General features: G+C 69.6%; 18 protein-coding genes and 1 pseudogene. 14 read left to right on the top strand and 5 right to left on the bottom strand.

The window, feature by feature from the left end; genetic code table 11:
- Window positions 1-344: pseudogene (locus ACGFN2_RS31940) on the bottom strand (dehypoxanthine futalosine cyclase); the annotation flags it as partial.
- A gap of 134 nt (window positions 345-478) precedes the next feature.
- On the bottom strand, window positions 479-1384 hold the full coding sequence (locus ACGFN2_RS31935; protein ID WP_393366182.1) for a menaquinone biosynthetic enzyme MqnA/MqnD family protein: 906 nt from the start codon (window positions 1382-1384) through the stop codon (window positions 479-481).
- Between the two features lie 249 nt (window positions 1385-1633).
- On the opposite strand from ACGFN2_RS31935, the gene ACGFN2_RS31930 reads away from it, so the two are divergent.
- Window positions 1634-1837 carry a cold-shock protein gene (locus ACGFN2_RS31930; RefSeq protein WP_003984261.1) on the top strand — a complete coding sequence of 68 codons (204 nt, stop codon included), beginning with the start codon at window positions 1634-1636 and terminating at the stop codon, window positions 1835-1837.
- A 331-nt stretch (window positions 1838-2168) separates the two neighbouring features.
- Here the strand turns inward: ACGFN2_RS31930 and eccCa are convergent, their stop codons facing one another.
- Entirely contained in the window at window positions 2169-6125 is a 3957-nt protein-coding gene (eccCa, locus tag ACGFN2_RS31925; protein WP_393366180.1) for a type VII secretion protein EccCa, read from the bottom strand.
- Window positions 6126-6305: 180 nt separating this feature from the next.
- Here eccCa and eccD point away from each other — a divergent pair, with 180 nt between their 5' ends.
- The 12 genes from eccD (at window position 6306) to ACGFN2_RS31865 (ending at window position 18853) form a co-directional block, all read left to right on the top strand.
- Window positions 6306-7778: a type VII secretion integral membrane protein EccD gene (eccD, locus tag ACGFN2_RS31920; protein WP_393366178.1), complete on the top strand. Its 1473-nt coding sequence runs from the start codon at window positions 6306-6308 to the stop codon at window positions 7776-7778.
- Between the two features lie 83 nt (window positions 7779-7861).
- A complete protein-coding gene (eccB, locus tag ACGFN2_RS31915; protein ID WP_393366176.1) occupies window positions 7862-9394 on the top strand; it encodes a type VII secretion protein EccB in 1533 nt (510 codons plus the stop codon).
- Between the two features lie 147 nt (window positions 9395-9541).
- Window positions 9542-10696 carry a type VII secretion-associated serine protease mycosin gene (mycP, locus tag ACGFN2_RS31910; protein ID WP_393366174.1) on the top strand — a complete coding sequence of 385 codons (1155 nt, stop codon included), beginning with the start codon at window positions 9542-9544 and terminating at the stop codon, window positions 10694-10696.
- A gap of 157 nt (window positions 10697-10853) precedes the next feature.
- Window positions 10854-11372, top strand: a complete 519-nt coding sequence (locus ACGFN2_RS31905) for a hypothetical protein (RefSeq protein ID WP_393366172.1) — start codon at window positions 10854-10856, stop codon at window positions 11370-11372.
- Window positions 11373-11390: 18 nt separating this feature from the next.
- Window positions 11391-13073 carry a hypothetical protein gene (locus tag ACGFN2_RS31900; RefSeq protein ID WP_393366170.1) on the top strand — a complete coding sequence of 561 codons (1683 nt, stop codon included), beginning with the start codon at window positions 11391-11393 and terminating at the stop codon, window positions 13071-13073.
- A 40-nt stretch (window positions 13074-13113) separates the two neighbouring features.
- Entirely contained in the window at window positions 13114-14301 is a 1188-nt protein-coding gene (mycP, locus tag ACGFN2_RS31895; RefSeq protein ID WP_393366168.1) for a type VII secretion-associated serine protease mycosin, read from the top strand.
- A gap of 182 nt (window positions 14302-14483) precedes the next feature.
- Window positions 14484-14846: a WXG100 family type VII secretion target gene (locus tag ACGFN2_RS31890; RefSeq protein ID WP_393366166.1), complete on the top strand. Its 363-nt coding sequence runs from the start codon at window positions 14484-14486 to the stop codon at window positions 14844-14846.
- Window positions 14847-14918: 72 nt separating this feature from the next.
- Entirely contained in the window at window positions 14919-15215 is a 297-nt protein-coding gene (locus ACGFN2_RS31885; protein WP_393366164.1) for a WXG100 family type VII secretion target, read from the top strand.
- A 218-nt stretch (window positions 15216-15433) separates the two neighbouring features.
- Window positions 15434-15892 (top strand): hypothetical protein, encoded by a 459-nt coding sequence (locus ACGFN2_RS31880; RefSeq protein ID WP_393366162.1) that lies wholly within the window; start codon window positions 15434-15436, stop codon window positions 15890-15892.
- A gap of 8 nt (window positions 15893-15900) precedes the next feature.
- Complete coding sequence (locus ACGFN2_RS31875; protein ID WP_393366160.1) at window positions 15901-17691, top strand: alpha/beta hydrolase; 1791 nt, start codon at window positions 15901-15903, stop codon at window positions 17689-17691.
- Window positions 17692-17752: 61 nt separating this feature from the next.
- Complete coding sequence (locus tag ACGFN2_RS31870; RefSeq protein WP_393366158.1) at window positions 17753-18187, top strand: hypothetical protein; 435 nt, start codon at window positions 17753-17755, stop codon at window positions 18185-18187.
- A gap of 354 nt (window positions 18188-18541) precedes the next feature.
- Window positions 18542-18853: a hypothetical protein gene (locus tag ACGFN2_RS31865; protein ID WP_362613279.1), complete on the top strand. Its 312-nt coding sequence runs from the start codon at window positions 18542-18544 to the stop codon at window positions 18851-18853.
- A gap of 205 nt (window positions 18854-19058) precedes the next feature.
- On the opposite strand, the gene ACGFN2_RS31860 is transcribed toward ACGFN2_RS31865, so the two are convergent.
- A complete protein-coding gene (locus ACGFN2_RS31860) occupies window positions 19059-20981 on the bottom strand; it encodes an AMP-dependent synthetase/ligase (protein ID WP_393366156.1) in 1923 nt (640 codons plus the stop codon).
- 1009 nt (window positions 20982-21990) lie between these two features.
- Window positions 21991-22695, bottom strand: a complete 705-nt coding sequence (locus ACGFN2_RS31855) for a TetR/AcrR family transcriptional regulator (protein ID WP_393366154.1) — start codon at window positions 22693-22695, stop codon at window positions 21991-21993.
- A 164-nt stretch (window positions 22696-22859) separates the two neighbouring features.
- Here ACGFN2_RS31855 and ACGFN2_RS31850 point away from each other — a divergent pair, with 164 nt between their 5' ends.
- A complete protein-coding gene (locus ACGFN2_RS31850; RefSeq protein WP_393366152.1) occupies window positions 22860-23738 on the top strand; it encodes an alpha/beta fold hydrolase in 879 nt (292 codons plus the stop codon).
- The last annotated feature ends 153 nt before the right edge of the window (window positions 23739-23891 follow it).

Genomic DNA, 23891 nt, shown 5'->3' with positions numbered 1-23891 from the left:
TGGAACATGATCTGGGTGCCGCCCAGCTCCACGGTCTCCGCGCAGCGGCGCAGGATGTCGTCGAGGTCGCGGGTCCAGCCCTTGGCGGTGTCCTTGGGCGCGGCGTAGAAGGCACAGAACCGGCAGGCCGTCACGCACACGTTGGTGTAGTTGATGTTGCGCTCGATGATGTACGTCGCGATGTGCTCGGTGCCGGCGTAGCGGCGGCGGCGCGCGGCGTCGGCGGCCTTGCCCAGCGCGTGCAGCGGAGCCGAGCGGTACAGGTCGAGCGCTTCCTCCGGCGTGATGCGGCCGCCCTGCGCGGCGCGGTCGAGTACGGACTGGAGGTCGGCGTTCTCGGTCACCGGGGCGTCCCTTTCGCAGGCGGGCATCACGAACTGAACCAGCCTACGTCAGGGGTACGACAGCCCCGCTGTCGGCCGGACCGGCGCCCGGCCGGCGGGCCGCACCGCCCGGTCCGGCCGGGCCGCGCGCCCGCTCACTGCCGGGCGGCCGCCGCCTCCAGCAGCTCCACCGTCACATCCCCCGGGAACCCGGTCGTCGGCCCGACCCGCCGGGCGAACTCCTCGACGCCCCGCAGCTGCGCGGCCCCGAAACGGAAGTCCAGCGTGGTGAAGTACCGCTCCAGGACCGGCTCGTCGAAGGTCTCCCAGCGGGCCGCCTGCTCGGCGACCTTGGCGACCTCCTCCAGCGACACGTCACGCGAGGCGAGAAACGCCTCGTGCACCTTCTGCACCACGAGCGGCTCGCGCTCCAGGTACTCGCGCCGGGTCGCCCAGACGGCGAAGACGAACGGCAGCCCCGTCCAGTCCTTCCACATCTGGCCGAGGTCGTGCACCTCCAGCCCCAGCCGGGGCCCGTCGTGCAGATTGGCGCGCAGCGCGGCATCGCCGATCAGCACCGCCGCGTCCGCCTCCTGCATCATCAGACCGAGGTCCGGCGGGCAGGTGTAGTAGTCGGGCCGCACCCCGACCTTCTCGGCCAGCAGCAGCTGGGCCAGCCGTACGGACGTCCGCGAGGTCGAGCCGAGCGCGACCCGGGCACCGTCGAGCTGGTCCAGCGGCTTCTGCGAGACGATCACGCACGACATGACCGGGCCGTCGCAGCCGACGGCGAGGTCGGGGAAGGCGACGAGGTCGTCCGCGGCGCGCAGGAATTCGACGAGGGTGATCGGCGCGATGTCGAGTTCCCCGCGGACCAGCTGCTCGCTGAGCTTCTCCGGCGTGTCCTTGGTGAGGTCCAGATCGAGCAGGGTGCCCGTACGGGCGAGGCCCCAGTAAAGGGGCAGGCAGTTCAGGAACTGGATGTGGCCCACTCGCGGCCGGCTGCGACGGCGGCCGGCGCCGGCTCCCGCGGGTGCGTCTCCGAAGGTTGAATTGTCCACATGCGGAGGCTAGACCTGTCTCCCTTGGGCCGACGCGGCGGGGCAGGGTATGGACGTTAGTGCGGTCGGTTAAACGTGATCTTTGGCTCTTCCGCCTCAGGAGCAGCACATGCTACGCTCAGCGCAAGTTGCAGTTTGGTTTCCCTTGCAGTACAGAGCCTGCGGAGCATGTGACCCCGCAGGCTCTTGTAGTTTCAGACTTCTTTGCAGGTTCTGGAGCAGGGCAACCCTTTGGCCCAAGGAGGGCTTATGGCTACCGGAACCGTCAAGTGGTTCAACGCTGAAAAGGGCTTCGGCTTCATCGCCCAGGACGGCGGCGGCCCGGATGTCTTCGTCCACTACTCGGCGATCAACGCCTCTGGCTTCCGCTCCCTGGAGGAGAACCAGCAGGTGAACTTCGACGTCACGCAGGGCCCGAAGGGTCCGCAGGCGGAGAACGTCACGCCGGTCTAAGTTGCCCGGCCCGGAATTTCTTCCAGGTCGCCCCTAAGCAGTACCCAAGGAGCCCCGCTCCGCCACTCCGGTGGCGAGCGGGGCTCCTGCCTTTTTCCGCCGCCGCCACGGCCCCGAATGCCATCCCCGTGAATTCTCACCATCCGGCCCATGACACACCCGAATGCCGCACCTCATTGAGAATTCCCCGGCCAATGCCCGCCGGTTCTGCGGGCCGCCTTGCCGGGGGCGATGAGGGTCCGAACGGGGCAAAGGGAAATCCGGACAGGTGTGCCCCCGCCGGCGCCCGGCGCACCGCCGGAGAGACGCCGGGCGGGCCGGTTTCGCTCCCCTACCGGTCGGGGAGCCACCCGAGCTGCACCAGAGGTGTGCCGCGCTTGCGGGACACGAAGTGGGCCCGGCCCGGCGGCAGCGGGTGGGGGCGGGTGGTGCCCAGGATGTCGCCTTCGTGGGGGTCGCCCGAGAGGATCAGGCCTTGGGCCCCGAGTTCCTTGATGCGCTGCAGGAAGGGCTCGAAGAGGGCGCGGGACACGCCGGCCGTCGTGCGGGCGATGAGGAAGTGGACACCGACGTCACGGGCGAAGGCGAGGTGGTCGGTGAGGACGGCGAGGGGGTTGCCTGTGGACGAGGTGACGAGGTCGTAGTCGTCGATCAGGACGAAGAAGCGGGGGCCGGTCCACCAGCTGCGGTCACGGAGCTGCTGGGGGGTGACGCCGGAGTCCGGCCGGCGGCGTTCCATGAGGCCGGCGAGGGCCGTCATGTGGACGGTGAGCGCCGAGTCGGTGGGGGCGTATTCCAGGAGGTGGTCAGGGGACACCGCACCGAGCAGGGTGCGCCGGTAGTCGCCGACGACGATCTTGGCCTCATCGGGGGTGTACCGCTCGGAGATCTTCTGGGCGAGGTGACGCAGGGCCGCGGTCTTGCCGGACTCGCTCTCGCCGAAGACGAGCAGGAAGGGATCGGTTTCGAAGTCGATGCAGACCGGTTCGAGCCGGGTCTCGTCGATGCCGAGGGCCACGCCCCGGTCGGGGTGGGCGGAGCCCCGGGGAAGGTCGCCGGACGGCACCTTCCGGGGCAGGAGACGGACCGGAGGGGCGGAGGGGCCCTGCCAGGCCTCGCCGACGGAGCGTACGAAGCCGGCGGTGGCGTCGGCGAGTTCGACGGCCGCGCTGCCCGCGTCCGCGCGCGGGAGGGCCGTCATGAAGTGGAGTTTGGCGGGCGTCTGACCGCGGCCCGGGATGCCAGGGGGGACATTGGCGGCGGCCTTGCGGTCGAACTCCGAGTCGAAGGGGTCGGCGAGCCGGAGTTCGAGACGGCCGAGAAGCTGGTCCTTGAGGGCGGCTCGTACCTCCATGTGCCGGGAGGCGGTGAGGACGACGTGGATGCCGAAACCGAGGCCGCGGGAGGCGAGGTCGGTGACGACCGGTTCGAGCATCTCGTACTCGTCCTTGAAGGGGCCCCAGCCGTCGATGAGGAGGAAGACGTCTCCCCAGGGCTGGTCGGGGATTCTGTCCTCGGCACGGCGTCGGCGGTAGGTGTCGATGGTGTCGATGGCGTGGGCGCGGAAGAGCTCCTCCCGCTGGGCGAGGATGCCCGCCACCTCCGCGACGGTGCGGCGGACGCGTTCGGGGTCGAGGCGGGAGGCCACGGAGCCGACGTGCGGAAGGTCTCCCATCGAACTCAAGGCGCCGCCGCCGAAGTCGAGTCCGTAGAACTGGACCTCCCTGGCGGTGTGGGTGAGGGCGAACGAGCCGATGAGGCTGCGCAGGAGGGTGGACTTACCGGACCGGGGACCGCCGATGACCAGGAGATGGCCGGTGGCTCCGGAGAAATCGTGGAGGAGGATGTCGCGGCGCTGTTCGAACGGTTTGTCGACCAGGCCGAGGGGGACGGTCAGGGTGCCGGTGCCGCGGTAGGACGCGGCGTGGAGGCCGCGTTCGGACGTGGTGGTCAGGGCGGGGAGCAGCTGATCGAGCGCCGGGGCCTTGTCCAGGGGCGGGAGCCAGACCTGGTGGGCGGCCGGGCCCTGGCCCTCCAGCCGGCCGACGGTCACATCCAGGACCGTGTCGGCGAGGGCGTCCTCGGGCGCCGGGCGGGGGACGGCGGGCGGGGCGCCGTCCGGGTCCGCCGCGATCTCGACGAGCGGGACGTGCGGGGCCCGGAAGAGCGCGGCCTGCCTCTGGACCGGCCGCATGCCTTCGTCCGCACGGTCGCCGGCCGCGCGGTATGCCCCGGACACGTAGGCGGCCTTGAAGCGGGTCATCTCGTCGGTGCCGGACTTGAGATAGCCCGAGCCGGGGACGGAGGGAAGGTGGTAGGCGTCGGGGACACCGAGGGCGACCCGGGATTCGGCGCCGGAGAAGGTGCGCAGGCCGATGCGGTACGACAGGTAGGTGTCCAGGCCGCGCAGCCGGCCTTCCTCCAGGCGCTGGGAGGCCAGCAGGAGATGGACGCCCAGCGAGCGGCCGATGCGGCCGATCTGGATGAACATCTCGATGAAGTCGGGCTTCGCGCTCAGCAGTTCGCTGAACTCGTCGATCACGATGACGAGGGCGGGCAGCGGGTCGAGGGCGTGTCCGGCGGCGCGGGCCCTTTCGTAGTCGTGGATGTTGGCCATGTTGCCGGCCGTGCGCAACAGTTCCTGACGCCGCTGGAGTTCGCCGCGGAGGGAGTCGCCCATGCGGTCGACCAGCGAGAGGTCGTCGGCGAGGTTGGTGATGACGGCGGCGACATGCGGGAGAGCGGACATCCCGGCGAAGGTGGCGCCGCCCTTGAAGTCCGCCAGCACGAAGTTCAGCGTCTCGGAGGAGTGGGTGACGGAGAGGCCGAGGACGAGCGTGCGCAGGAGTTCGGACTTGCCGGAGCCGGTGGCACCGACGCACAGGCCGTGGGGGCCCATGCCGTTCTGCGCGGCCTCCTTGAGGTCGAGCATGACCGGCTGGCCGGCTTCGTCGACGCCGATGGGGACCCGGAGCCGTTCGGCCTGGGAACGGGGACGCCAGGTGCGGGCCGTGTCGACCGAGGCGGGGTCGCCCAGATCGAGAAGATCGGTGAAGTCGAGATTGGCGAGCAGCGGCTCGTCGTCGTCACCGCCCTCGATGCGCAAGGGCGCGAGCTGACGGGCGAGGGTGTCGGCGCGCTCCGGCGAGAGCGTGTCCGGAGTGCCCTCGTAAAGGGAGACGGCGGATTCCAGACGGAGGCGCCCGGGGCCGACGTGGACGGACAGACCGCCGCGGGGTTCGTCGAGTTCGCCAGGGACGACCTCGACGATGGTGACGCCCTGCAGGCCTTCGGCAGCGGCGAACGCGGAGTCCGGGGGGACCATGCCGCCGTCCAGGACGACCACGAGGTGCGGCCGGTCGAGGAGGGGCGGGGCCTCGCGGCTGAAGCGCGGGCGGTCGGCCAGCTGGTCGCCCAGCAGGGATTCGAGTTCGGCGAGGTCATCACCGAAGAGGCGGGTGGTCCCGGCGCCGTCCGTGGAGCCGGGCAGCTGGGCGTGCGGCAGCCACTTCATCCACTCCCACCGGGCGATCGCCCCGGGGGCCGCCACCACGGCGACCATGAGGTCCTGCGGTGCGTGCAGCGTGACCAGCTGGCCGATCAGTGCGCGGGCGGCGCCGTGGGCGGACTCCGGTTCGCCGGACACGGTCAGGTGGTAGAAGGCGCGCATCGAGACCGCGACCGGCATCTGGCCCAGCGAGGCATGGGTGGTGAGGAAGCGCTGCATGGCACCCGCGGTGAGCGGTTCGAGCTCGTCGACGGGGGCCGTGTCGGGGGCGATGAGCGGGGTGGCGAGCCGCTGGGTCCCCAGGCCGATGCGGGCCTGCCCGAAGTCGGCGTCGCCGGCCCGTCGTTCCCAGACGCGGCTGCCCTCGGCGACCACCGCCCACAGTTGGTCGGGGGCGGGATGGAGGTAGTGCTGGGCATTGCGCTGCGAGGCCGCCGTACGACGGATGCGGCGCCGGGTCTGCGCCAGGTACTTGAGGTAGTCACGGCGACTTTGCGCCATCTCTCCCTGGGTGCCCCGGCGGTACCGGACGACCTGCGCGATCACCATGCCGAGCGTCGAGGCGAGCATCAGCGCGCCCATGATGCGCATGAAGCCGGGCAGCCCCGGCATGAAGAAGAACACCACCGACGAGCCCATGCCGATCATCGGCAGGAGCTGCATCACCACGCCCTCCTGCTGGCCGCGCGGGAGTTCCGGCGGCGCTTCGAGGCATAACTCGTTGGTGGGGACCACGGGCGGCAGCGCCCGCGGCGGACGCTTGACGACGATCTGGCTCACCGCGCACCCATCCCTCGACACGGAAGGGAATCTCCGTACCGCTCACCCCCCTGGCGACGGCGCCTTCCGCATCGGACGATCGTACTGCCGACTAATGTGGCCGACGCGAAAGATCACGCATCGCGGCCGGCCGCAACGCGGGCCCAAGTGGCGCAGCAGGGGGAAGAGTTGGGAACAGGCGTGGGGACCGGCTTCCGCAGGGTCGCAGTGGTCGCACCGGACAGCCGCGTCGATGTGGCGCTGCCCGAGAACATCCCGGTCTCCGACATCTACCCGGAGATTCTGCGGCTGACCCGGCAGACCCAGCCCACCGACGCACCCACCGGCTACTACCTCTACCGGGGTGACGGCAGCGCGCTGGACAGTTCCCGCTCACTCGCCGACCAGCGCGTCGTCGACGGAGAGATGCTGCATCTGCGGCCCTTCGCCCGGTCCCTGCCCCCGGCCGTGTTCGACGATGTCTCCGATGCGGTGGCCTCCGCCGTCGCCCGGGACCGGCGCCTGTGGAACGACGGCATGCTGCGGGCCGCCGGCCTGGTCGCGGTGGGTGCGCTGCTGGCCCTCCTCGGGTTCGTGCTGTGGTGCGCCGACCCCTTACGCCATGACATGCACAGCCTGCCCGGCATCATCGCGGCCACCGCCGGCCTGCTGGTCGCGGCGCTCGCCGCCGTACGGGCCCGCGTCTACCGGGATCAGCCGTCGGCCGTCGCGCTGGGCCTGGGAGCGTTACCGATCGTGTGGTGCGCCGGATCGGGAGCGGTCGGCCCCGATCTCGGCCAGGGCGCCGGGCGGCTGCAGTTCCTGCTGGGCTGCGTCGCGGCGCTCGTGGTCTCCGTGGCGCTCCTCGCCCTGTCCCCGGAGGGCGACGCCCCGTTCATCGCGGCCGCGTTCGTGGCCGCCGCGGGCACCGTTTCGGCCTTCCTCGCCATCGTGACCGAGGCCTCGGCCGCTCAGACCGCGGCCGTGTGCGTACCGGTGGCGATCGGGCTGACGGCCTTCCTGCCCGGCCTCGCCACCCGCCTGGCCCGGCTGCCCATCGGCTATGTGACACCGCGCAGCCTCGCCGAGCGGGAGGCGGCCGCCGAGCCGGGGGGCGCCCGGCCCGCCGAGGGCGGCCTCGTCGACCCGGTGGACACGGCGGGCATCGCCGCCATGGCGCGACGCGGTCATGAACTCCTGCTGGGCCTCCTGGGCGGTTGCTGCGCGGTGCTCGTCGGCGCCTCGGCCGTCCTCGGCCTGTCGGAGTCGCAATGGGGCCGGCTGCTCACCCTCGCCGCCGGTCTGGCCACCCTGCTGCGGGCCCGGCTCTTTCGCTACACCGCGCAGGTCTCCTGCCTGATCGTCGCGGGATTCGCCGCCCTGGCGCTGCTCGTCCTGGGCCTGGCCGTCCATCCGCCGGCCGGCGCGCTCACGGACCTCGTGGCGGGCGACCGCGCACCGCTCGACATCCGCACCGTCTGGCTGGTGCTGGCGCTCGCCGGTGGCGTGGCCCTGCTGACCCTCGTCGCGCTGACCGTCCCGAAGCGGGGGCTCACACCGTTCTGGGGACGGGCCGTCGATCTCGCTGACGCGTTGCTCCTGTTGTCCTTGATGCCGCTGTGCCTGGCAGTGCTGGACCTCTACGGCCGGGCGCGCAGCATGACCGGTGGATGACGCGGAGACATCGCACGGCCGGCCGGGGCCGGACGACATGACGCCCGGCACTCGGACAACGGTCTCAGGGGGAACTCAGCACCATGGCATCACGGCGGGACGAGCTCAACGGCTACACCTTCGCCAAGAAGCGACTCGTGGCCGCCTTCCTGCAGCCCTCCCCGGACGGTACGGACGAAGGCGCCCCCGGTCCGTTACGTGCCGTGCTCCCTGGTCTGGTCATCGCGGCACTCGTGCTCGCGGGCTTCGGCGCCTGGGGCATGGTCCGCCCCAAGGCACCCAAGGGCTGGGACCGGCCGGGCGAGCACGTACTCCTCGGCAGTCAGTCGGCCACGCTGTACGTCGTCCTCACCACCGACGGCAAGGCGCAGCTGCACCCCGTCCTCAACATGGCCTCCGCACGGCTGCTGCTGAAGACCGACCGTTTCCGCCTCCTCAAGGTCGACGAGGCCGAGCTCGACCACGGGAGGATTCCGCACGGGCCGACCTTGGGCATCCCGTACGCACCGGACCGCATCCCGGACGCCGCTCAAGCGCGGGAGAGCAAACGCTGGGCGGTCTGTGAACAGCCGGGCAGCAACGGCAGGGCCGTACAGAAGGCCACCTTCCTGTTCGCAGGCCAAGACGAGCACAAGGTGGACGGACCGGGCCGGCTGCGCGGGGGCCGGGTGCTCTACGTGCAGGAGACCGGAGGCGCCGGCGCCCGCTATCTGGTGGACCCGAAGGGCACCAAGTACCCCATCCGAGGCGGCCGCGACACGGAACTCCTGCTGCGCGCGCTGGTGGGCAGCCGACCGCCCCAGCTGGTGACCGGGGAATGGCTCGCCACGCTCCACGACGGCGCACCGGTCGGCTTCCCCGTCCTTCCGGGAACGGCCGGCGCTCCGGCCCACGTCAAGGGGCTCGGCGGGCACCAGAACCGCGTGGGCACGGTGCTGCGCGCCACGACGGGCGCCGGAGCGCAGCAGTACGTGGTGCTGCGGGGCAAGGTCGTGCCGGTGTCGGACTTCGTCGCCCGGCTGCTCCTCTTCACCCGGCAGACCGCTCCGCTCCAGCAGCACAACCGGCCCACCGACGTGGACGCCCAGTCGTTCACCCCGGAGAACGGAGAGCTCTTCGCCGAGAAGAAGTGGCCCCGCGAAGTCGCCGAACAGGCCAACACGTCCACGGCTCACGGCAAGCGGAACACGGTGTGCAGTGTGCTGCGCAAGGTGTCCTCCACCGGACGCACCGAACTCAGCACCTGGGCCGGGCCGGACTACCCCCAGCAAGTCGTCAACGGCGGGACCAGCGCGTACGTCACCCCCGGAACCGGCCTGTTCTACCAGCAGATCCAGGCCGGGGACGTGAGCACGGGAGCGCGCTTCCTGGTGACGGACACCGGCCTGCGGTACGTGGTCCAGACGAACAACGACAGCAGTGCGAAGCCCTCCGGTATCGGCTCCGACGCCCGGAGCAGGGACGGGAAGCAGGACACCCGGGAGACCCGCCGCGCCCAGACGCTGCTCGGCTACCAGGACGTCACGCCGGTGCGCGTCCCCGCCGACTGGTCGCAGTTCCTGCCGATGGGCCCGCGGCTGGACACCAACGCCGCACGACAGCCACAAGGCTCGTAGGAACGGAGTCACAGGGTGTGGAGGACGGGAACCGCGGCATCCGCCATGGCGGCCCTGCTGCTGGTGGCGACGGCGCACTCCGCGTGTGCCGCGGGCGGGGAAGAACCCCCTCCGGTGCCGGAGGGGGACGGTGCGTGCACCTTTCCCATGAAGCGGCAGATCAAGGAGCGGCCATGGGCCCTGCAGCGGATCGTCTTCGACCGTCTGTGGCAGCACACCCGAGGCCGTGACGCCCAGGGACGTCCGGTCCGTGTCGCGGTGATCGACACGGGTGTCGACATCACCAACCCCCAGCTCACGACGGCCGTCGACACCAAGAGCGGCGCGGACTTCCTCGGCAGGGACGAGACCGCCGGTCCCCGGGCGCCCAAGGACGGCACCTACGATCCGGTCGGTCACGGGACCAAGGTCGCGGGCATCATCGCGGCCCGCCCGCGCCCCGGCACGGGCTTCGTCGGCCTGGCCCCCGAGGCGGTCGTCATCCCTCTCCGCCAGAACGACGAGAAGGGCACCGGCACCGCGCGCACCCTGGCCGCCGCCATCGACAAGGCCGTTGCCGCACACGCCGACGTCATCAACATCTCCCAGGACACCACCCGCCCGCTCTCTTCCGACTCCCGGCTGGCGCAGGCCGTCCGCACCGCGCTCGCGCACGACATCGTCGTGATCGCCTCCGCGGGCAACGACGGCTTCGACGGGCACCTCAAGAAGACCTACCCGGCGGCGTACCCAGGCGTCCTGGCCGTCGCCTCCTCCGACCGCAACAACGAACGCGCCGCCTTCTCGCAGAGCGGCGACTTCATCGGCGTCGCTGCCCCCGGGGTGGACATGGTCTCCACCGTCCCCAAAGGGGGACAGTGCGTCGACAACGGCACCAGCTTCTCCGCTCCCTACGTCGCCGGCATCGCCGCGCTCCTCCGCGCCGAGCACCGCGACTGGAAGGAGAACCAGATCGTCGCCCAGATCGAGCAGACCGCCGAACGCTCCGTCAACGGCCGGGACAGCTTCGTGGGATGGGGCGTCGCCGATCCGGTCCGCGCCCTCACCGAGGACGACCACCCCGTCGACCACGCGACGGCGGACGACGGACCACCCCGAGCCGCTCCCCCGGACCCGGTCTCCCTCACGGACGGCGAGACACCGCAGGAGCGGCTGGAGCGGTACGCGACCTACGGGGTGGGCGCCGGAGGCGTCGCGGTCGCGGTCATCGCGGGGGTGGCGGTGATCCGTCGGGACGTGCGCAGACGGGCGGGGGCTTCCGCGCAGACGCCGGCGAAGGGGACGGCCGGTGTCCATGAGTAGCCGTACTCGGATTCAGGGGATTCGAGCCACACGAACTTCCTGCGGCCCTCGGCTACGGCGCTCTGAACAGGCATGCGCCGTCCTGCCGTTGGCGCATTCTGAACGGTACCGGTCGCTCGCCACGCGTCGTTGTCAGAGGTGGTGACTAGAGTGGCTCGTGAAGTTTCCGACTTACGGGGGAGTCGCGATGGGGGCTGAGGAAAAAACCGGCGTTCAGCTGAACGGCACGGCGCCGGTGGGCGCTGCCGGAAGCGCCGCACTGGATGTCGATCCCGAAATGCTGAAGAAGTTGAAACAGCGCGTGGACGACTTACTGGACCGCCTCGGGGGATCGAATGCGGACCACCGCGCGCTCAGCCATCACAGGATCGCCCCGGCCTCATTCGGCCAGGGATTCATCGAGGCGCAAGGCCTCGCTGACACCTACGAAAAAGTGCTGGCCCAACTCGAAACGTTCTCCAAGGTGTTCGGCGACCAGATCGAGTCGCTGAGCCTGGGAACAGAGTTCATCGGACGCGACTACGAAGCGGTGGACGCCGACGTACGGAACCGCATGGCCGCGCTCCAGCGTCGTACCCAAGGTTTCTACAAGGCACCACAGCCGGCGCAGCAGCCTGCCGACTCCATGGGACCGGAGAGGGGCGACGGCAAGTCCGCCGGCTCCGGCGGAATCTGAGGCAAGGGGGGAGCGGAAATGGCAGGCAACAATCCCGGCTTAGGCATCCCGGGCTGCACCAACTTCGAGAACGCGTCGCATCAGGCCCTTTACGCCATGGTGGCCGACAGCGACCACATGCAGATCGGCCTCATGGGCACGGCCCTGGTCGACGCCGGAAAAGAAATCGCCGAAATCACCAAGGACCTCGAGGCCTACGTCGACCAGGTCCGCTGGCAAGGAGACGGCGCCACGGCCTTCCGCAACTGGACCGCCGCCACCGCCACGGAAAGCCGCAAACTGAGCCATTACGCCAGGACCACCGGCGAAGCAATGGTCGATGCCGCGGGGGCACTGGGCCAGGCCAGGCTGATGCCGAGGCCGCCGGAGCCGAAGAATTCCGTAGAGGTCGACAGTGGAAAGGTGAGCGGATTCGACGCCCTCCGCAAAAACCCGGAGCGGGACGAAGCGGTCACCGAGATGAACCGCCTGGCCTCCTACTACCGAACGGCCCAGCAAAAGATCGCGAGCCAGGAACCACCGAACTTCCAGCCGGCTTCGGGGTTCGTGCCGGAGCCGAAGCCCACCGACGGCTACAGCGATCAGTTCTCCCTCCTGGAGGACCCGGCGGGCGCCAGGAGCGTGCACGGGTCGGGCGGGACAGCGACCGCTCCCTCGACGGACAGCAGTACCGGCACGCACCAAGGAGGGGCCTCCCCATCGGCCCCTCACGAGACGCGACCGGACCAGCAGACCGGTACCTCTCTCGACTCCACCGCCCCCGTTGTCACACCCGATGCGCCGCCGCCCCACAGAGATTCATTGCCCCAAGACGGCGGCTCCAGGGACGTACCTGGTCTCGGCATCCCCGGGTGGAAGAACCCGCCGGGCAGCGCCGAAGCACCCACCAGGCAAGAGGGGCGCCGAAGCCCCGAGCCGGAACGGGGCCGGCCCGGCACGTCCCAGCGGCGCCACGGGCGTGCCGTAGGAGACGGCGTCATCGGCCCGACTCGACGTGGTGGTGGCGAAGCGGACCGCGCGAAGTTGCCGCGAGGCACAGTCATGGGCGAAGAGCCGCACAGGACCGCTCCCGGACCGGTCGGCGCCCGCGATGTGCCTGCCGCGTCACCCAGCAGAACCCCCGGAGAAGGCACGGGCAGGACCGGACAGTACCCCGGCTCGCTGCGCCGCGAGCCCCTGAACAGGCCCGGCGGGCCGGTCACGGGCGAGAAGGGCGGGCCGGTTCCCCAGGGCATGGCCGGGGGCGGCTCGCCGGGAACCACCACCAGCGTCAGCCCCAGAGGCATGGGGACGCAGGGTGCACGAGGCCGTCGATGGGCATATGAGCTCGGCGGTCCAGTAGGCACCGGTTCCGGTGCACCAGTGGTGGGAGGTGAGCAGCGCTCCGCCACTCATGGCTCAGGGGGCACCGTCGGCGGGACGGCCTTGGGAAGGCCATCGGGCACGAGCAGCGTCCCGGCGCCCGCACCGGGCGCGATGCCCGGACAGGCCCGGGCCGCACGCAGCCAGCCGAGCGACTTCACCTCCGGTGGATCAGGCCTGACACGGAGCAACCCGTCCCGTGGTGCCCTCCCCGTGCCGGGATCTCCGTCATCCAGCCGCAGAAGAGGCCCTGCCACTCAGCGACCCGAATACCTCCAGGAAGAGAGCGAGACGTGGACAGCACAACGCACCTCCGTTGTGCCTCCCGTGATCGAATAGCCCAGTCGTGGTCGCATTACAGACAGGAGGGCAGAGCACCGTGACGCGTGCGGCTCATCGATTCCCACCGAACGCTCAGCTGCGATTAGCCGCGTTCGTCTGCCTTTCGGCAATGTGCCTGGGCCTGCTCACCCCGTCGGCCGCTGCCGCAGATATGCGATCACGCCAGTGGTATCTGGACGCGATGCAGGCTGAACGAATGTGGCAGACGACCAAGGGAGAGGGAATCACCGTTGCCGTGATCGACAGTGGTGTCGACGACTCCGTACCCGAGCTGCGCGGCCAGTCGCTCTCCGGCAGGGACTTCTCCGGCGAGGGACGCGGTGCCGACCACGACAGCGAAGGGCATGGCACGAGCATGGCGATGATTATCGCCGGCAGGCAGGGCGGAGCCGGCGCCTGGGGACTGGCTCCGAAGTCAAAGATCCTTCCCCTGAGAAGCACGGGCTCGTACGGAATCCTCAGCATCGCGAAATCCATCCGCTACGCAGCGGATCACGGCGCGAAGGTCATCAATGTCTCCCGGGGCGGGCCGGCCGGCGAAGAGGCCAAGTCTGCATTGCAGTCAGCAGTTTCCTATGCGAACAAGAAGGGGAGCCTGATTTTCGCCGCCACCGGAAATGATGGCGACAAGGGGAACACTCCTTCCTATCCCTCCATCACCCCCGGCGTTGTCGGAGTCGGGGCCGTGGACAAGACACTGAGCGCGACAAAGTTCTCGACGCACGGGCCACAGGTGGCTCTGGCGGCCCCGGGCGTCGGCATCGCGACCCGCTGCACCAACAAGCTGGTGGAGTGCGTCGCGCAGGGCACCAGCCAGGCCACCGCCCTCGCCTCCGCCTCCGCCGCCCTGATCTGGTCCGCGCACCCCACCTGGACGAACAACCAGGTGCTGCGCGTCATGATGGCGACCGCCGGCAAACCGGAGGACGGCAAGGTCCCGAGCAAATACCTCGGCTACGGGATCGTCCGCCCCCGGAAGGTGCTGGTGGACAAGGAGGGCGACCCCGGGCCCGCCGACATGAACCCGCTGCTTGCCGCCCGCGGAACCACCACACCGCCCAAGACCCCTCAGTCGAGGGCGGACAACTCAGCGGCCGACGCCGCGCAGAAGCCGGCCGAAGCCCCGGAGAACTCACTGCCCTGGCCCCTGACTGCCGGGCTGGCCGCAACGGTCGCGGCCCTGGCAGCCGGCGGACTGGTCATCGTCCGACGACGGCGAACGTAATGGCGGCCCTCATGACGGACGTAACGGCCGGCGAACACCGCAGAACGACCAGAACTCCGGCTGCCCACGCCACGAGCAGCCGGCGCAGAAACCCGCATCTCTTGAGATACGGCCAACAATCCGAGCCGAGCACCCAGTTCTCTCGCTCAGCTCTGTAACCCACTCATGGGGGAAGGTGGATCATGGCAGGCAATACCGCACTCACCTATGCGGAGATCGAGAAGCTCAAGAGCGAGATCCAGAGCGGAAGCCAGGCGATGTCGTCCCAGCTGCGGACGCTGGTCAACGCCATCGCCGCCGTCGAGTCGGCGTGGACCGGTCAGGGTGCCAGCGCCTTCAAGCAGGCCCAGAACGCCCTCAACGAGGACCACGCCGCCTTGCGCCGCATGCTCGACGCCATCAACGACGCGATCGCCCAGACCGGCACCACCAGCCAGTCCAACGACTCCGAGGTGCTGTCCAGCTTCCGGAGCATCGACGTCAACGGCGGCGCATCCGGCGGTCAGCTCAACACCGGCTCCGCCAGCGGCATCAGCAACTACTAGGCACCTGCACCTGGGCCGACAGCTCCCCAGGTGCGCCCAGTCCACCAATCAGCCACCAGCAGTGGGGGAGAAATGGCCGGCGACGAGAACCTCAGGGTGACCTACGGCGCGGTAGAACAGACAGCCGCCGACATCGAGCGTTCCGCCAAGGAGCTGCAGGCCGAGCTCGACAAGATCTGGGGCGCGGTCAAGCGCGTCTCCAACTCCTGGGAAGGCGAGGCCCACCAGGCCTTCCAGGCCGCGGAGCGGCAGTGGAACTCCCGGGCCGGGCACATCCAGAGCACGCTGCACGAGGTCGCGGCCAAGATCCGCTCCGGCAGCGCGGACTACCGGGCGACGGACCGCCGGGCGGCCGGGTTCTTCCAGTAGCGGCTACCACATCGCCTGACTGCGGGGTGGAAACCCACCCGATGGGTCTCCGCCCCGCATCTTTCTGAGGGCGGCACATCACTGATTTCAGACCGTTTCCCCGCTGCCTTCCGTAGGGGCGAGGCTGTGCGGCGCCTATGTAGTCGTACTCAGGTCCCAGGCGGTGTGTCGCCGTAGGCTTCTCTGCCGTACGGGCAGCGATCACGAACGGGGGCTCCGTGTCCTGGGGCGAAGAATGGGCCGCGCTCAAGCAGAAGGCCGCGGACAGCGACGGGTTACGGATCGCGAGCACGGACGGGGGCGGTTGGCAATCGGGACCGGGCCACGGTTCGGGTGATCTGAAGTCGAAGAGAACCGTCTGGACCGGGGCAGGGCACGAGGTCCAGACGTTACGCGGGGACATCAAGAAGGCCCTGACGAAACTGGAGGACGGCCAGAGGGGCCTGCGCGCCGGCAGCAGAGGGGTACGGAGCGCGGCGGCACAGCAGGAGGTCTGCCACTCCTGGCAGCGGTACCTGGAGGCCCTGAGCGGACGGTGCGGAGCGCTTCAGGCGCAGTTGACGAAGGCCGCCGACCATCTGGCGAACAACGACCAGGCCGTCAGCAGCTCCTTCGACGCGCTGTCCGACCGCTTCGCGGATACGCCCGCCGTCGGCGGCCGACGCGGGGAGAAGTGAGCCGCGCCATGGACTACTCGACGCTCAAGAACCTGCAGACCTCCGAGTTCGAGAAGGCCGCGGACGGGTATCGCGCCGCCAGCGACATGGCGAGCGCCGCCATGGACGCTCTTGAGCAGCGGATAGCCGCCAAGATGCAATCCTCTCTTTCCGGCAAGGCCGTGGATGCCGCCCTTCGGCAACTCCGGGAAATGGCAAAGGACTTCCATTACACCCACGTCGAATGCGGGGTGCTGAGCACGTCGCTCAATGCCTTGGCCGTCGATCTGCGGGCCGCGAGGAAGAAGCTCGACGCGGCGGTGGCGGATGCCGAGGGCGACAAGCTGACGGTGGAGAAGGACGGCTCGGTCACCTACCCGGCCGGGGGTGACCAATACCAGGGCAAGACCCCGCCGGGCGGCACGGTGAACGGCGTCACGGACGCGACGGCCAAGGCTCTTCACCGGCAGGCCGCCCACATTCACCCCAATCCTCATTACGCACAGGCTCTGGCGTGCGCCGACCGCATCGCCACGGCCCTGGAGGAGGCCACGGAGGCCGACGAAAGGTGGGCCCCGAAGCTCCTCAGACTGAAAGCGGACGACGACCTGACCGTCTCCGCCGCGGACTGGACCGATGCCAAGAAGGACACGGGGAGCGCACGCGAAGGCGCCGGGCACTATCTGGACGGCATCAAGGACCCGCCGAAGCACGGCTCCCCGAAAGACAACGCCGAGTGGTGGAAGCATCTGTCGGGGGACGAGCGGGATGCCTATATCTCCCTGCACCCCGCCGGCATCGGGGCGATGAACGGCCTGCCGGCCGATGTCCGCGACGAGGCCAACCGGACCGTCCTTGCGGAAACACGCGGCCAGTACGAGCTGAAGCTGGCCGCCCTGCGCAAGGAGGAGCCACCCGAGTTCGAAAGCATCGGGGCACGCGGCGACATGAAATACAGCCAGAAGTGGCTGGACTGGCACCACGAGAAGGAGCGTCTGGAGGGGAAGCTTAAGGGGATGCGGGATATCCAGGGCCGACTGGACCGAACCGGAGAAAGTGGCCTTCCAGCAGCCTATATCCTCGGCTTCGACCCGGATGGCGAGGACAACGGCAGGGTCATTATCGCCAACGGCAATCCGGACACCGCCCATCACACCGCAATTTACGTACCTGGCACCAATACAACGCTCGAAACGATCGGCGAGAATGCCGACCACTCGGACCTGGGGAGAGGCGACAGGCTCTGGGAGCAGAGCCATCGCCTAGCCCCCGGAAAGGACATCTCCACCATCACCTGGTTCGACTATGACGCTCCAGATGACCTCTCCGAGGCCACAAGTGACGGGTACGCAGCAAAGGGATCACCGCGACTTCAGCAGTTCCTCGAAGGCAATAGAACTGCACACGAGTACGCGACCGGCAACTCTGGACACACCACCGTCATAGGACACAGCTACGGCAGCACGCTGATCGGCGATACAGCCAAAGTGGCCAATTGGAAAGAGACCGGCGTCCCGGCAGACGACATCTTGGTCGCAGGAAGCCCCGGAATGCAGGCAGCTCACGCAAGCGACCTGGGCATCGACCCCGATCACATGTGGGCGATGGGTGGCGGGAGCGATGACCTCCTCGTCCGGTACGGGGGTGTTGCCGCAGGACTCGGAGGCAGCGGAGTCATTCCCACAGACCGGATATTCGGTGGGCACATCCTGGAGAGCGACGCCGGAGGTCACAGCGCGTTCTGGGACGAGGGTTCGATCAGCCTGAAAAATCAGGCCGCCATCATCACCGGAAGGCATGACGTTGCAACGCACGAGTAAAATCACTGCAGTCACAGCTTGCGCGGCAGCGACTTACACGATTCTGACGGGTTGCTCATCGATGAATAACGACCTGCCGTTGCGAAACCTCGAAACGGTCACGGAAAATACCAGCAGGACTTCCAGCGAGATACTGAAAATCATCGACTTGAACGGAAAAGTCACCAAGCCTGGCCCATTGCCCGCACCCTGTTCAGGATATTCCGGCAAAGCGTACCGGACCAGCCACCCCTGGAGCGTGTACGACGTCCCGGTGCCCCGAATGAGGGAGGCCATGGATCGACTACGGAGAGACCTCCCCAAGAAGGGCTGGAAAATCGTCAAGGACGGCCCCGACAGGAGTCCTTCAAAGAGTCCAGAAATCGTGGCAAACTCCAAAGGGGATGAATTTTCCGTCAACATTCGGCTACTGGCAGAGCGCGACGACAGTCCGCATACCTCCCTCATCGAGGTTACGGTCGAGTCCGCATGCTTCAGGACCGAGAATTCTGATTGACCTCCGCCATCCCCCGGTCGAGGGGCACTGCACTGAACTCTCCTCCGAGCGCTCACCCTCGGGCGCCACGACAGATCCCCGCGGACGGTCACAACGAAGGGCATGATCCAGGCATTTCCGGTGACCACAGGCACCGCCCGCACCAAAGCGATCACGGAAAGTGCTCACATGGCAACATGGAGCGGCCTATCTTGGGCAGAATGAGCGAGCACTTGCCCCCGCAGAAGCCGTGTCCCGACTGTGCCGGGAGAGGGACCGTGGACTGGGAGACGCCGGCCGGCGACCGTGTCACGACGCAGTGCTCCGGTTGTGGCGGTACCGGGACCGTCCTGGCGTAGAGGAGGCGGAGGCGATATGGCGGCCTCTGGTGGGAACGGCAGGCCGGTCGGACTGGACGAACAGTTCGTCGGCAAGCTGCCGTGCTCGACCTGCGGGATACGGTCGATGAAACTGCCCGGCCAGCAGGGCGGGTTGTGCATCCCCTGCTACGCGGACGAATGCGCGGCCGCCGGGCGGCGGGCGGCGACGGCGGGCTCCTGGGTCACCGCGAGTTTCGTCGGCGATCCGTGTCTGGCGTGCGGGTCGCGGTCCGTTGACGCCAATGGCTGGGCGTTCTGGTGCAACACCTGCGACATGCAGACGGCTGTGGCCCTGCCGCCTCGGTGAGGAGCCGCGAGGCAACGTGCCCCGTGAGGGCCTCCGTTGACGGTCTCGGCAGGGTGGCGCGAGGGGGCGGCGTGACGCCGTCCGGTGGAAAGTCAGCCAGATCCGGCATCGCGGCATCGCACGTCAGCCCCCGTGCCACCTCCCCCACAGAGGTGACACGGGGTTCCAGTTTGACGCGCCGAGGGCTTTTGCTCCAGACCGGGGGTCACCCGCTTTCGTAAAGGCCCGCTATGTCTTTGGCGAAATCGCGGGCAACTACGGCCCGGCGGAGTTTCAGGGACGGGGTGAGGTGGCCGGTCTCCACGGTGAAGTCCGCCGGGAGGACGGCGAAGCGGCGGATGGACTCGGCGCGGGAGACCAGTTCGTTGGCGTCGTCGACGGCGCGCTGCAGGTCGGTCAACAGGTCCTTGTCGCGGACCAGTTGGGCGGGCGTCAGGTCCTGCTTCTTGTTCATCTGGCGCCAGTGCGCGAGACCGTCCGGTTCCAGGGTGAGCAGGGCGGTGACGTAGGGGCGGTTGTCGCCGATGACCATGCACTGGCCTACGAGGGGGTGCGAGCGGAGGCGGTCCTCCAGAGGGGCCGGAGCGACGTTCTTGCCGCCCGTCGTCACGATGATCTCCTTCTTCCGGCCGGTGAGGGTGAGGTAGCCGTCCGGGTCGAGGGCCCCGAGGTCGCCGGTCGCGAGCCAGCCCCGGTCGGTGACGGGGCGGGCCGCGCCGAGGGTCGCGTCCCAGTAGCCGGAGAAGACATGGTCGCCGTGGACCAGGATCTCGCCGTCGTCGGCGATCCGCAGGGCGGTGCCGGGGAGCGGCCAGCCGACCGTGCCGGTACGGGGCCGCAGCGGCGGGGTGACGGTGGTCGCGGCGGTCGTCTCCGTCAGGCCGTAGCCCTCGAAGATCTCGATGCCGGCGCCGGCGTAGAAGGCGGCGAGGCGGCGGCCGAGCGGGGAACCGCCGCAGAGGACGTGACGGACCCTGCCGCCGAGTGCGGCGCGGATACGGCGGTAGACGAGGGGCTCGTAGAACTTGCGAGCGCCTTTGAGGGCGACACCGGGGCCCGGGCCCGTCCCGTGTTCCCTGGCCTCGACGGCCTCGCCGTAGGAGCGGGCGACGCGGACCGCACGGTCGAAGGAGGCGGCGCGGCCCATCCTCTCCGCGGTGGCCCGTCCGGTGTTGAAGACCTTCTCCAGGACGTACGGGATGGCCAGCAGGAACGTCGGCCGGAACCCGGCCAGATCGGCGAGCAGGTCCTCGGTCCGGATGCTGGGCGCGTGGCCGAGGCGGACCCGGGCACGCAGGCAGCCGACCGCGACCATCCGGCCGAAGACATGGGAGAGCGGAAGGAAGAGAAGGGTGGCGGCGGGCTCCTCGCTGACCGCCTTGAAGACCGGGTGCAGCAGCTCGACGGCGTTGTCGACCTCGGCGAAGAAGTTGGCGTGGGTGAGGGCGCAGCCCTTGGGACGGCCGGTGGTGCCGGAGGTGTAGACGAGGGTGGCCAGGGCGTACGGGCCGGTGGCGGCGCGGCACCGGTCGACCGCCTCGTCCGGCACCTCACGGCCCGCCGCGACGAGTTGGGAGACGGCGCCGGTGCCGAACTGCCAGAGATGGTCGAGGACGGGCAGTTTCGCGCGGACGCCGCTGATCAGGCGGGTTTCGTCAACGCCCTCCACGACGCAGGCGCGGGCGCCGGAATCGTGCAGAATCCACTGCGCCTGGTGGGCGGAGGACGTGGGGTAGAGGGGGACGGTGACCAGGCCGGCCGCCCAGGCGGCGAAGTCGACGAGGGTCCACTCGTAGGTCGTCCGAGCCATGATCGCGAGCCGGTCCCCAGGGCGGAGGCCGTGGGCGATCAGGCCCTTGGCGACGGCGCGCACCTCGGCCGCGAACTCCGCGGCCGTGACGTCGCGCCAGATACCGCTGGGCTGCTTCCGGGCGAGCACGACATCGCCCGGCGCCTCCTGCGCATTGACGAAGGGAAGATCACCGAGCGACCCACTGCGTACGGGCCGGGCCAGCGGGGGCACGTAGACCTCCCGGACCACCCCGTCGACCAGGGTCTTCTGCGGCTCGGCGAGGGTGGGGGCGGGGGCGGTGAGTGGTCCGGTGGGTGCGCTTTCCTGGTGGGACACGAGCGGCTCCTCGTTTTCCTGTACCGGGTTGCCGTGGGCTGGGGCGCGGGCGCCTATGGGCCGTGGGTGGTGGGTCGGAGGGGACGCCCGGTAACCCGTCCTCGGCGCGGGCGACGCGGGTCCCAGAGGTTCGGAACCCCGTTGTTCGCTCCGGGTCCTGCGGGCGGCTCACCGGACATCCCCTCCGACCGCCGTTCGTGGGCGGCTGTCCCGCCGCACCGATTCCGGTTACGGCAGACCCGTACGGCATTCCCTTGGCAGGCAGCTGGTTCGGCCCGCCCCGCAGCTTGGGCGCGGCTGAGTCGTGGCTGTGAGGCGCTGTGTCACCGTCCGGCGGTCGGCAACGGGGGACGGTCGGAGGGGATGTACCGGGGACCGCCCGCAGGACCGGAGCGAACGCCGGGGCACTCAGTCCCATGGACCCGCGTCGCCCGCGCCGAGGACGGGCCCCGGTGCGTCCCCTCCGACCCCCGCGGCAACCACAAGCCCCGCAAAACCCCAGCCCCCGCCGGGCCCGCGCCAACGCCCGACACCGCGACCAGATCGCGTCCCAAAGGGGCGCGGGGAACTGCGCGACCAGCCACAACCCACCCGCAGCCGCACCCAGCCCACCGGCGGCGCGCCGAACTACCGCAAGCCATCGCGGCATCGGCCTCGCCAAGCCTGAACACCGATGCGCACGGGGCGGATTATGTCGGCGCGACGGCGACAACCGCAGCCGTCGCCACACGGCTCACTCAAGGCGCGGATACGCACGGAACTCATGTCCTCGACCCAGCTCCTGACCCGACAGTAACCTTACTTTCGCGTAAATCTACGCGAGGGCCGGGAGTTGGCCAATGCCCGTGCACCACCTTCGTTCCGGCAGTTCCGCCCAGCCACAGGAGCGACCAGGAACCACCGGTCAAACCGCAGCCCCGGCCCCGGAAGAACCGGAACCGGGGCGACAGACGGCAAGACGGCCGAAGGCAAGGCGGCAAGCCGCAAGCCGCAAGCGAAGGAGCCGACGTCAACGCCCCGCGCGGGCGCACCCCTCCTGGTCGACGAGACCACTCCACCCCCACCGCTCCCCACCCATCAGCCGGCCGAGCCCGGTCCAGGCGAAGTTCATCATCGTGGCCGCGGTGTCCTGCGCCGACGGAGGCGCGACGTCAGCCGAAGCCCCGTCGCCCGCAGGGACATTGGCCCACTCGGCGAGCGACTCCGCCGCACCGACCAACGCGTGCGCGAGCCCGGCGACCTCACGTTCGGCGAGTTCACCGGCGCAGCCGGCCTCCTTTGCGGCCGCACCGAGCAACTCCGTGACGAAATCGACCATGTCGGCCCGCAGCGCGGCCACTTCGCGCGCGAACGGCTCACCGTGCGCCCGCGCCTGCTGGTGGAGTACGGCCCAGCCGTACGGCCGCTCGGCGGTGTGCGCGAAGAAGCCCCGCAGGCCGCTCCACAGCTGCCGATCGGGCGCCAGACCCGGCTCAGCGGCTGCCGTCACGGCCGCCATCAGCGCCTCCGACTCCTGCCTGATCACCGCGCTGAACAGGTCTTCCTTCGAATTCAGGTAGAGATAGACCAGCGGCTTGGAGACTCCGGCCAGTTCGGCGATCTCGTCCATCGAGGCCGCCCGGTATCCGCGCCGTGCGAACGTCAGCACCGCCGCGTCCAGCATCTGCCGCTCCCTGACGGCGCGCGGCACCCGCTTGCTCTTCACAGCTCCCACCCTGAAAGTCCCTCCATCCCGCCCCTTTACTGCAAAGTAAGTTTACGATCTTCGCTTCCCGCCCTTCACTCCTTGACACGTTCACGCCATGGCGAGACGATACGTATCGTTACGCTGGAACGGCGGCGCACCGCCTTCGTCCACAGCCCTTGGAGGGCCGCCCCATGCAGCAGTTCATCGACGCCGCCCCCGGCATCCGCCTGTGGACCGAGCAGCGCGGCGACGCCGAAGCGACCCCGCTACTCCTGGTCATGGGCGCCCAGGCAGCCGGCGTCGGCTGGCCGGAGCCGTTGGTCGACGCGCTGGCCGCACAGCACCGGGTCATCCGCTACGACCACCGCGACACCGGGCGCTCCACCTGGTCCTTCGAGGAGCGGCCGTACCGGATCGCCGATCTCGCCGATGACGTGATCGCGGTCCTGGACGGGCTGGGCCTCGACCGGGCCCATGTCGTCGGTATGTCATTGGGCGGCATGCTCGCCCAGATGGTGCTTGCCGACCACCCCGACCGGCTGCTCAGCGCCACTCTCATCAGCACCATGGCCCTCAGCACCACCCCCTACACCCGCCCCGACGGCAGCACCGTCCCGGCCGACGCGCTTCCGGGCATCGCGCCCGAGGTCCTGGAGATGTGGGCCCGCCCGGTCGAGGATCACGGCGAGGCCGCCGAAGTGGAGCGCCGCGTCGAACAGTGGCGCGTACTCGCCGGTGACCAACTCCCCTTCGACGCCGCCTACTACCGCGCCTTCGAGCACCACGTCATCGCACACACGGGCCACCACCGGGCGGGCACCGCACACGGCCGTGCGCACCACGACGGCATGCTCCGCACATCCCAGCTCGCCCGCAACGAGGTACCGACCCTGGTCATCAGCGCCCCCGCCGAACCGGTCTTCCCGCCGCCACACCCCCAGCACCTCACCCAGTGCGTCCACCGCGCACAGCTCGTCGAGATCCCGGGGATGGGACATGCACTGCCACCGGCCGTCCACAGCCAGCTGGCGAGGGCGATCCTGGCGCATACGGGGGCGGTAGGGGTCTGAGAGCGGACCCGCCCAGGGCAGGTGACCAGGCCCCGGACAGGTACTCCGGCGGACGGGAACGGGCGAAGGCGGACCTGAACGACGAAGGGCTCGCCCGCGGCGCGATGCCGCGGGCGAGCCCTTCCGTCTGCCTCAATTCGCCTCCCTCCGGGA

This window comes from Streptomyces sp. NPDC048612 (genome assembly GCF_043199295.1).
GTDB lineage: Bacteria > Actinomycetota > Actinomycetes > Streptomycetales > Streptomycetaceae > Streptomyces.
This window is presented reverse-complemented; position numbering and strand designations above follow the sequence as displayed.

Excerpts from the sequence above, each read along its gene's own strand:
- mycP (WP_393366174.1), top strand. The coding sequence starts at position 9,542 with ATGAAGCGGCAGATCAAGGAGCGGCCATGGGCCCTGCAGCGGATCGTC.
- ACGFN2_RS31885 (WP_393366164.1), top strand. The coding sequence starts at position 14,919 with ATGGCCGGCGACGAGAACCTCAGGGTGACCTACGGCGCGGTAGAACAG.
- ACGFN2_RS31900 (WP_393366170.1), top strand. The coding sequence starts at position 11,391 with ATGGCAGGCAACAATCCCGGCTTAGGCATCCCGGGCTGCACCAACTTC.
- ACGFN2_RS31870 (WP_393366158.1), top strand. The coding sequence starts at position 17,753 with ATGAATAACGACCTGCCGTTGCGAAACCTCGAAACGGTCACGGAAAAT.
- ACGFN2_RS31875 (WP_393366160.1), top strand. The coding sequence starts at position 15,901 with ATGGACTACTCGACGCTCAAGAACCTGCAGACCTCCGAGTTCGAGAAG.
- ACGFN2_RS31930 (WP_003984261.1), top strand. The coding sequence starts at position 1,634 with ATGGCTACCGGAACCGTCAAGTGGTTCAACGCTGAAAAGGGCTTCGGC.
- eccB (WP_393366176.1), top strand. The coding sequence starts at position 7,862 with ATGGCATCACGGCGGGACGAGCTCAACGGCTACACCTTCGCCAAGAAG.
- ACGFN2_RS31850 (WP_393366152.1), top strand. The coding sequence starts at position 22,860 with ATGCAGCAGTTCATCGACGCCGCCCCCGGCATCCGCCTGTGGACCGAG.
- ACGFN2_RS31865 (WP_362613279.1), top strand. The coding sequence starts at position 18,542 with ATGGCGGCCTCTGGTGGGAACGGCAGGCCGGTCGGACTGGACGAACAG.
- ACGFN2_RS31890 (WP_393366166.1), top strand. The coding sequence starts at position 14,484 with ATGGCAGGCAATACCGCACTCACCTATGCGGAGATCGAGAAGCTCAAG.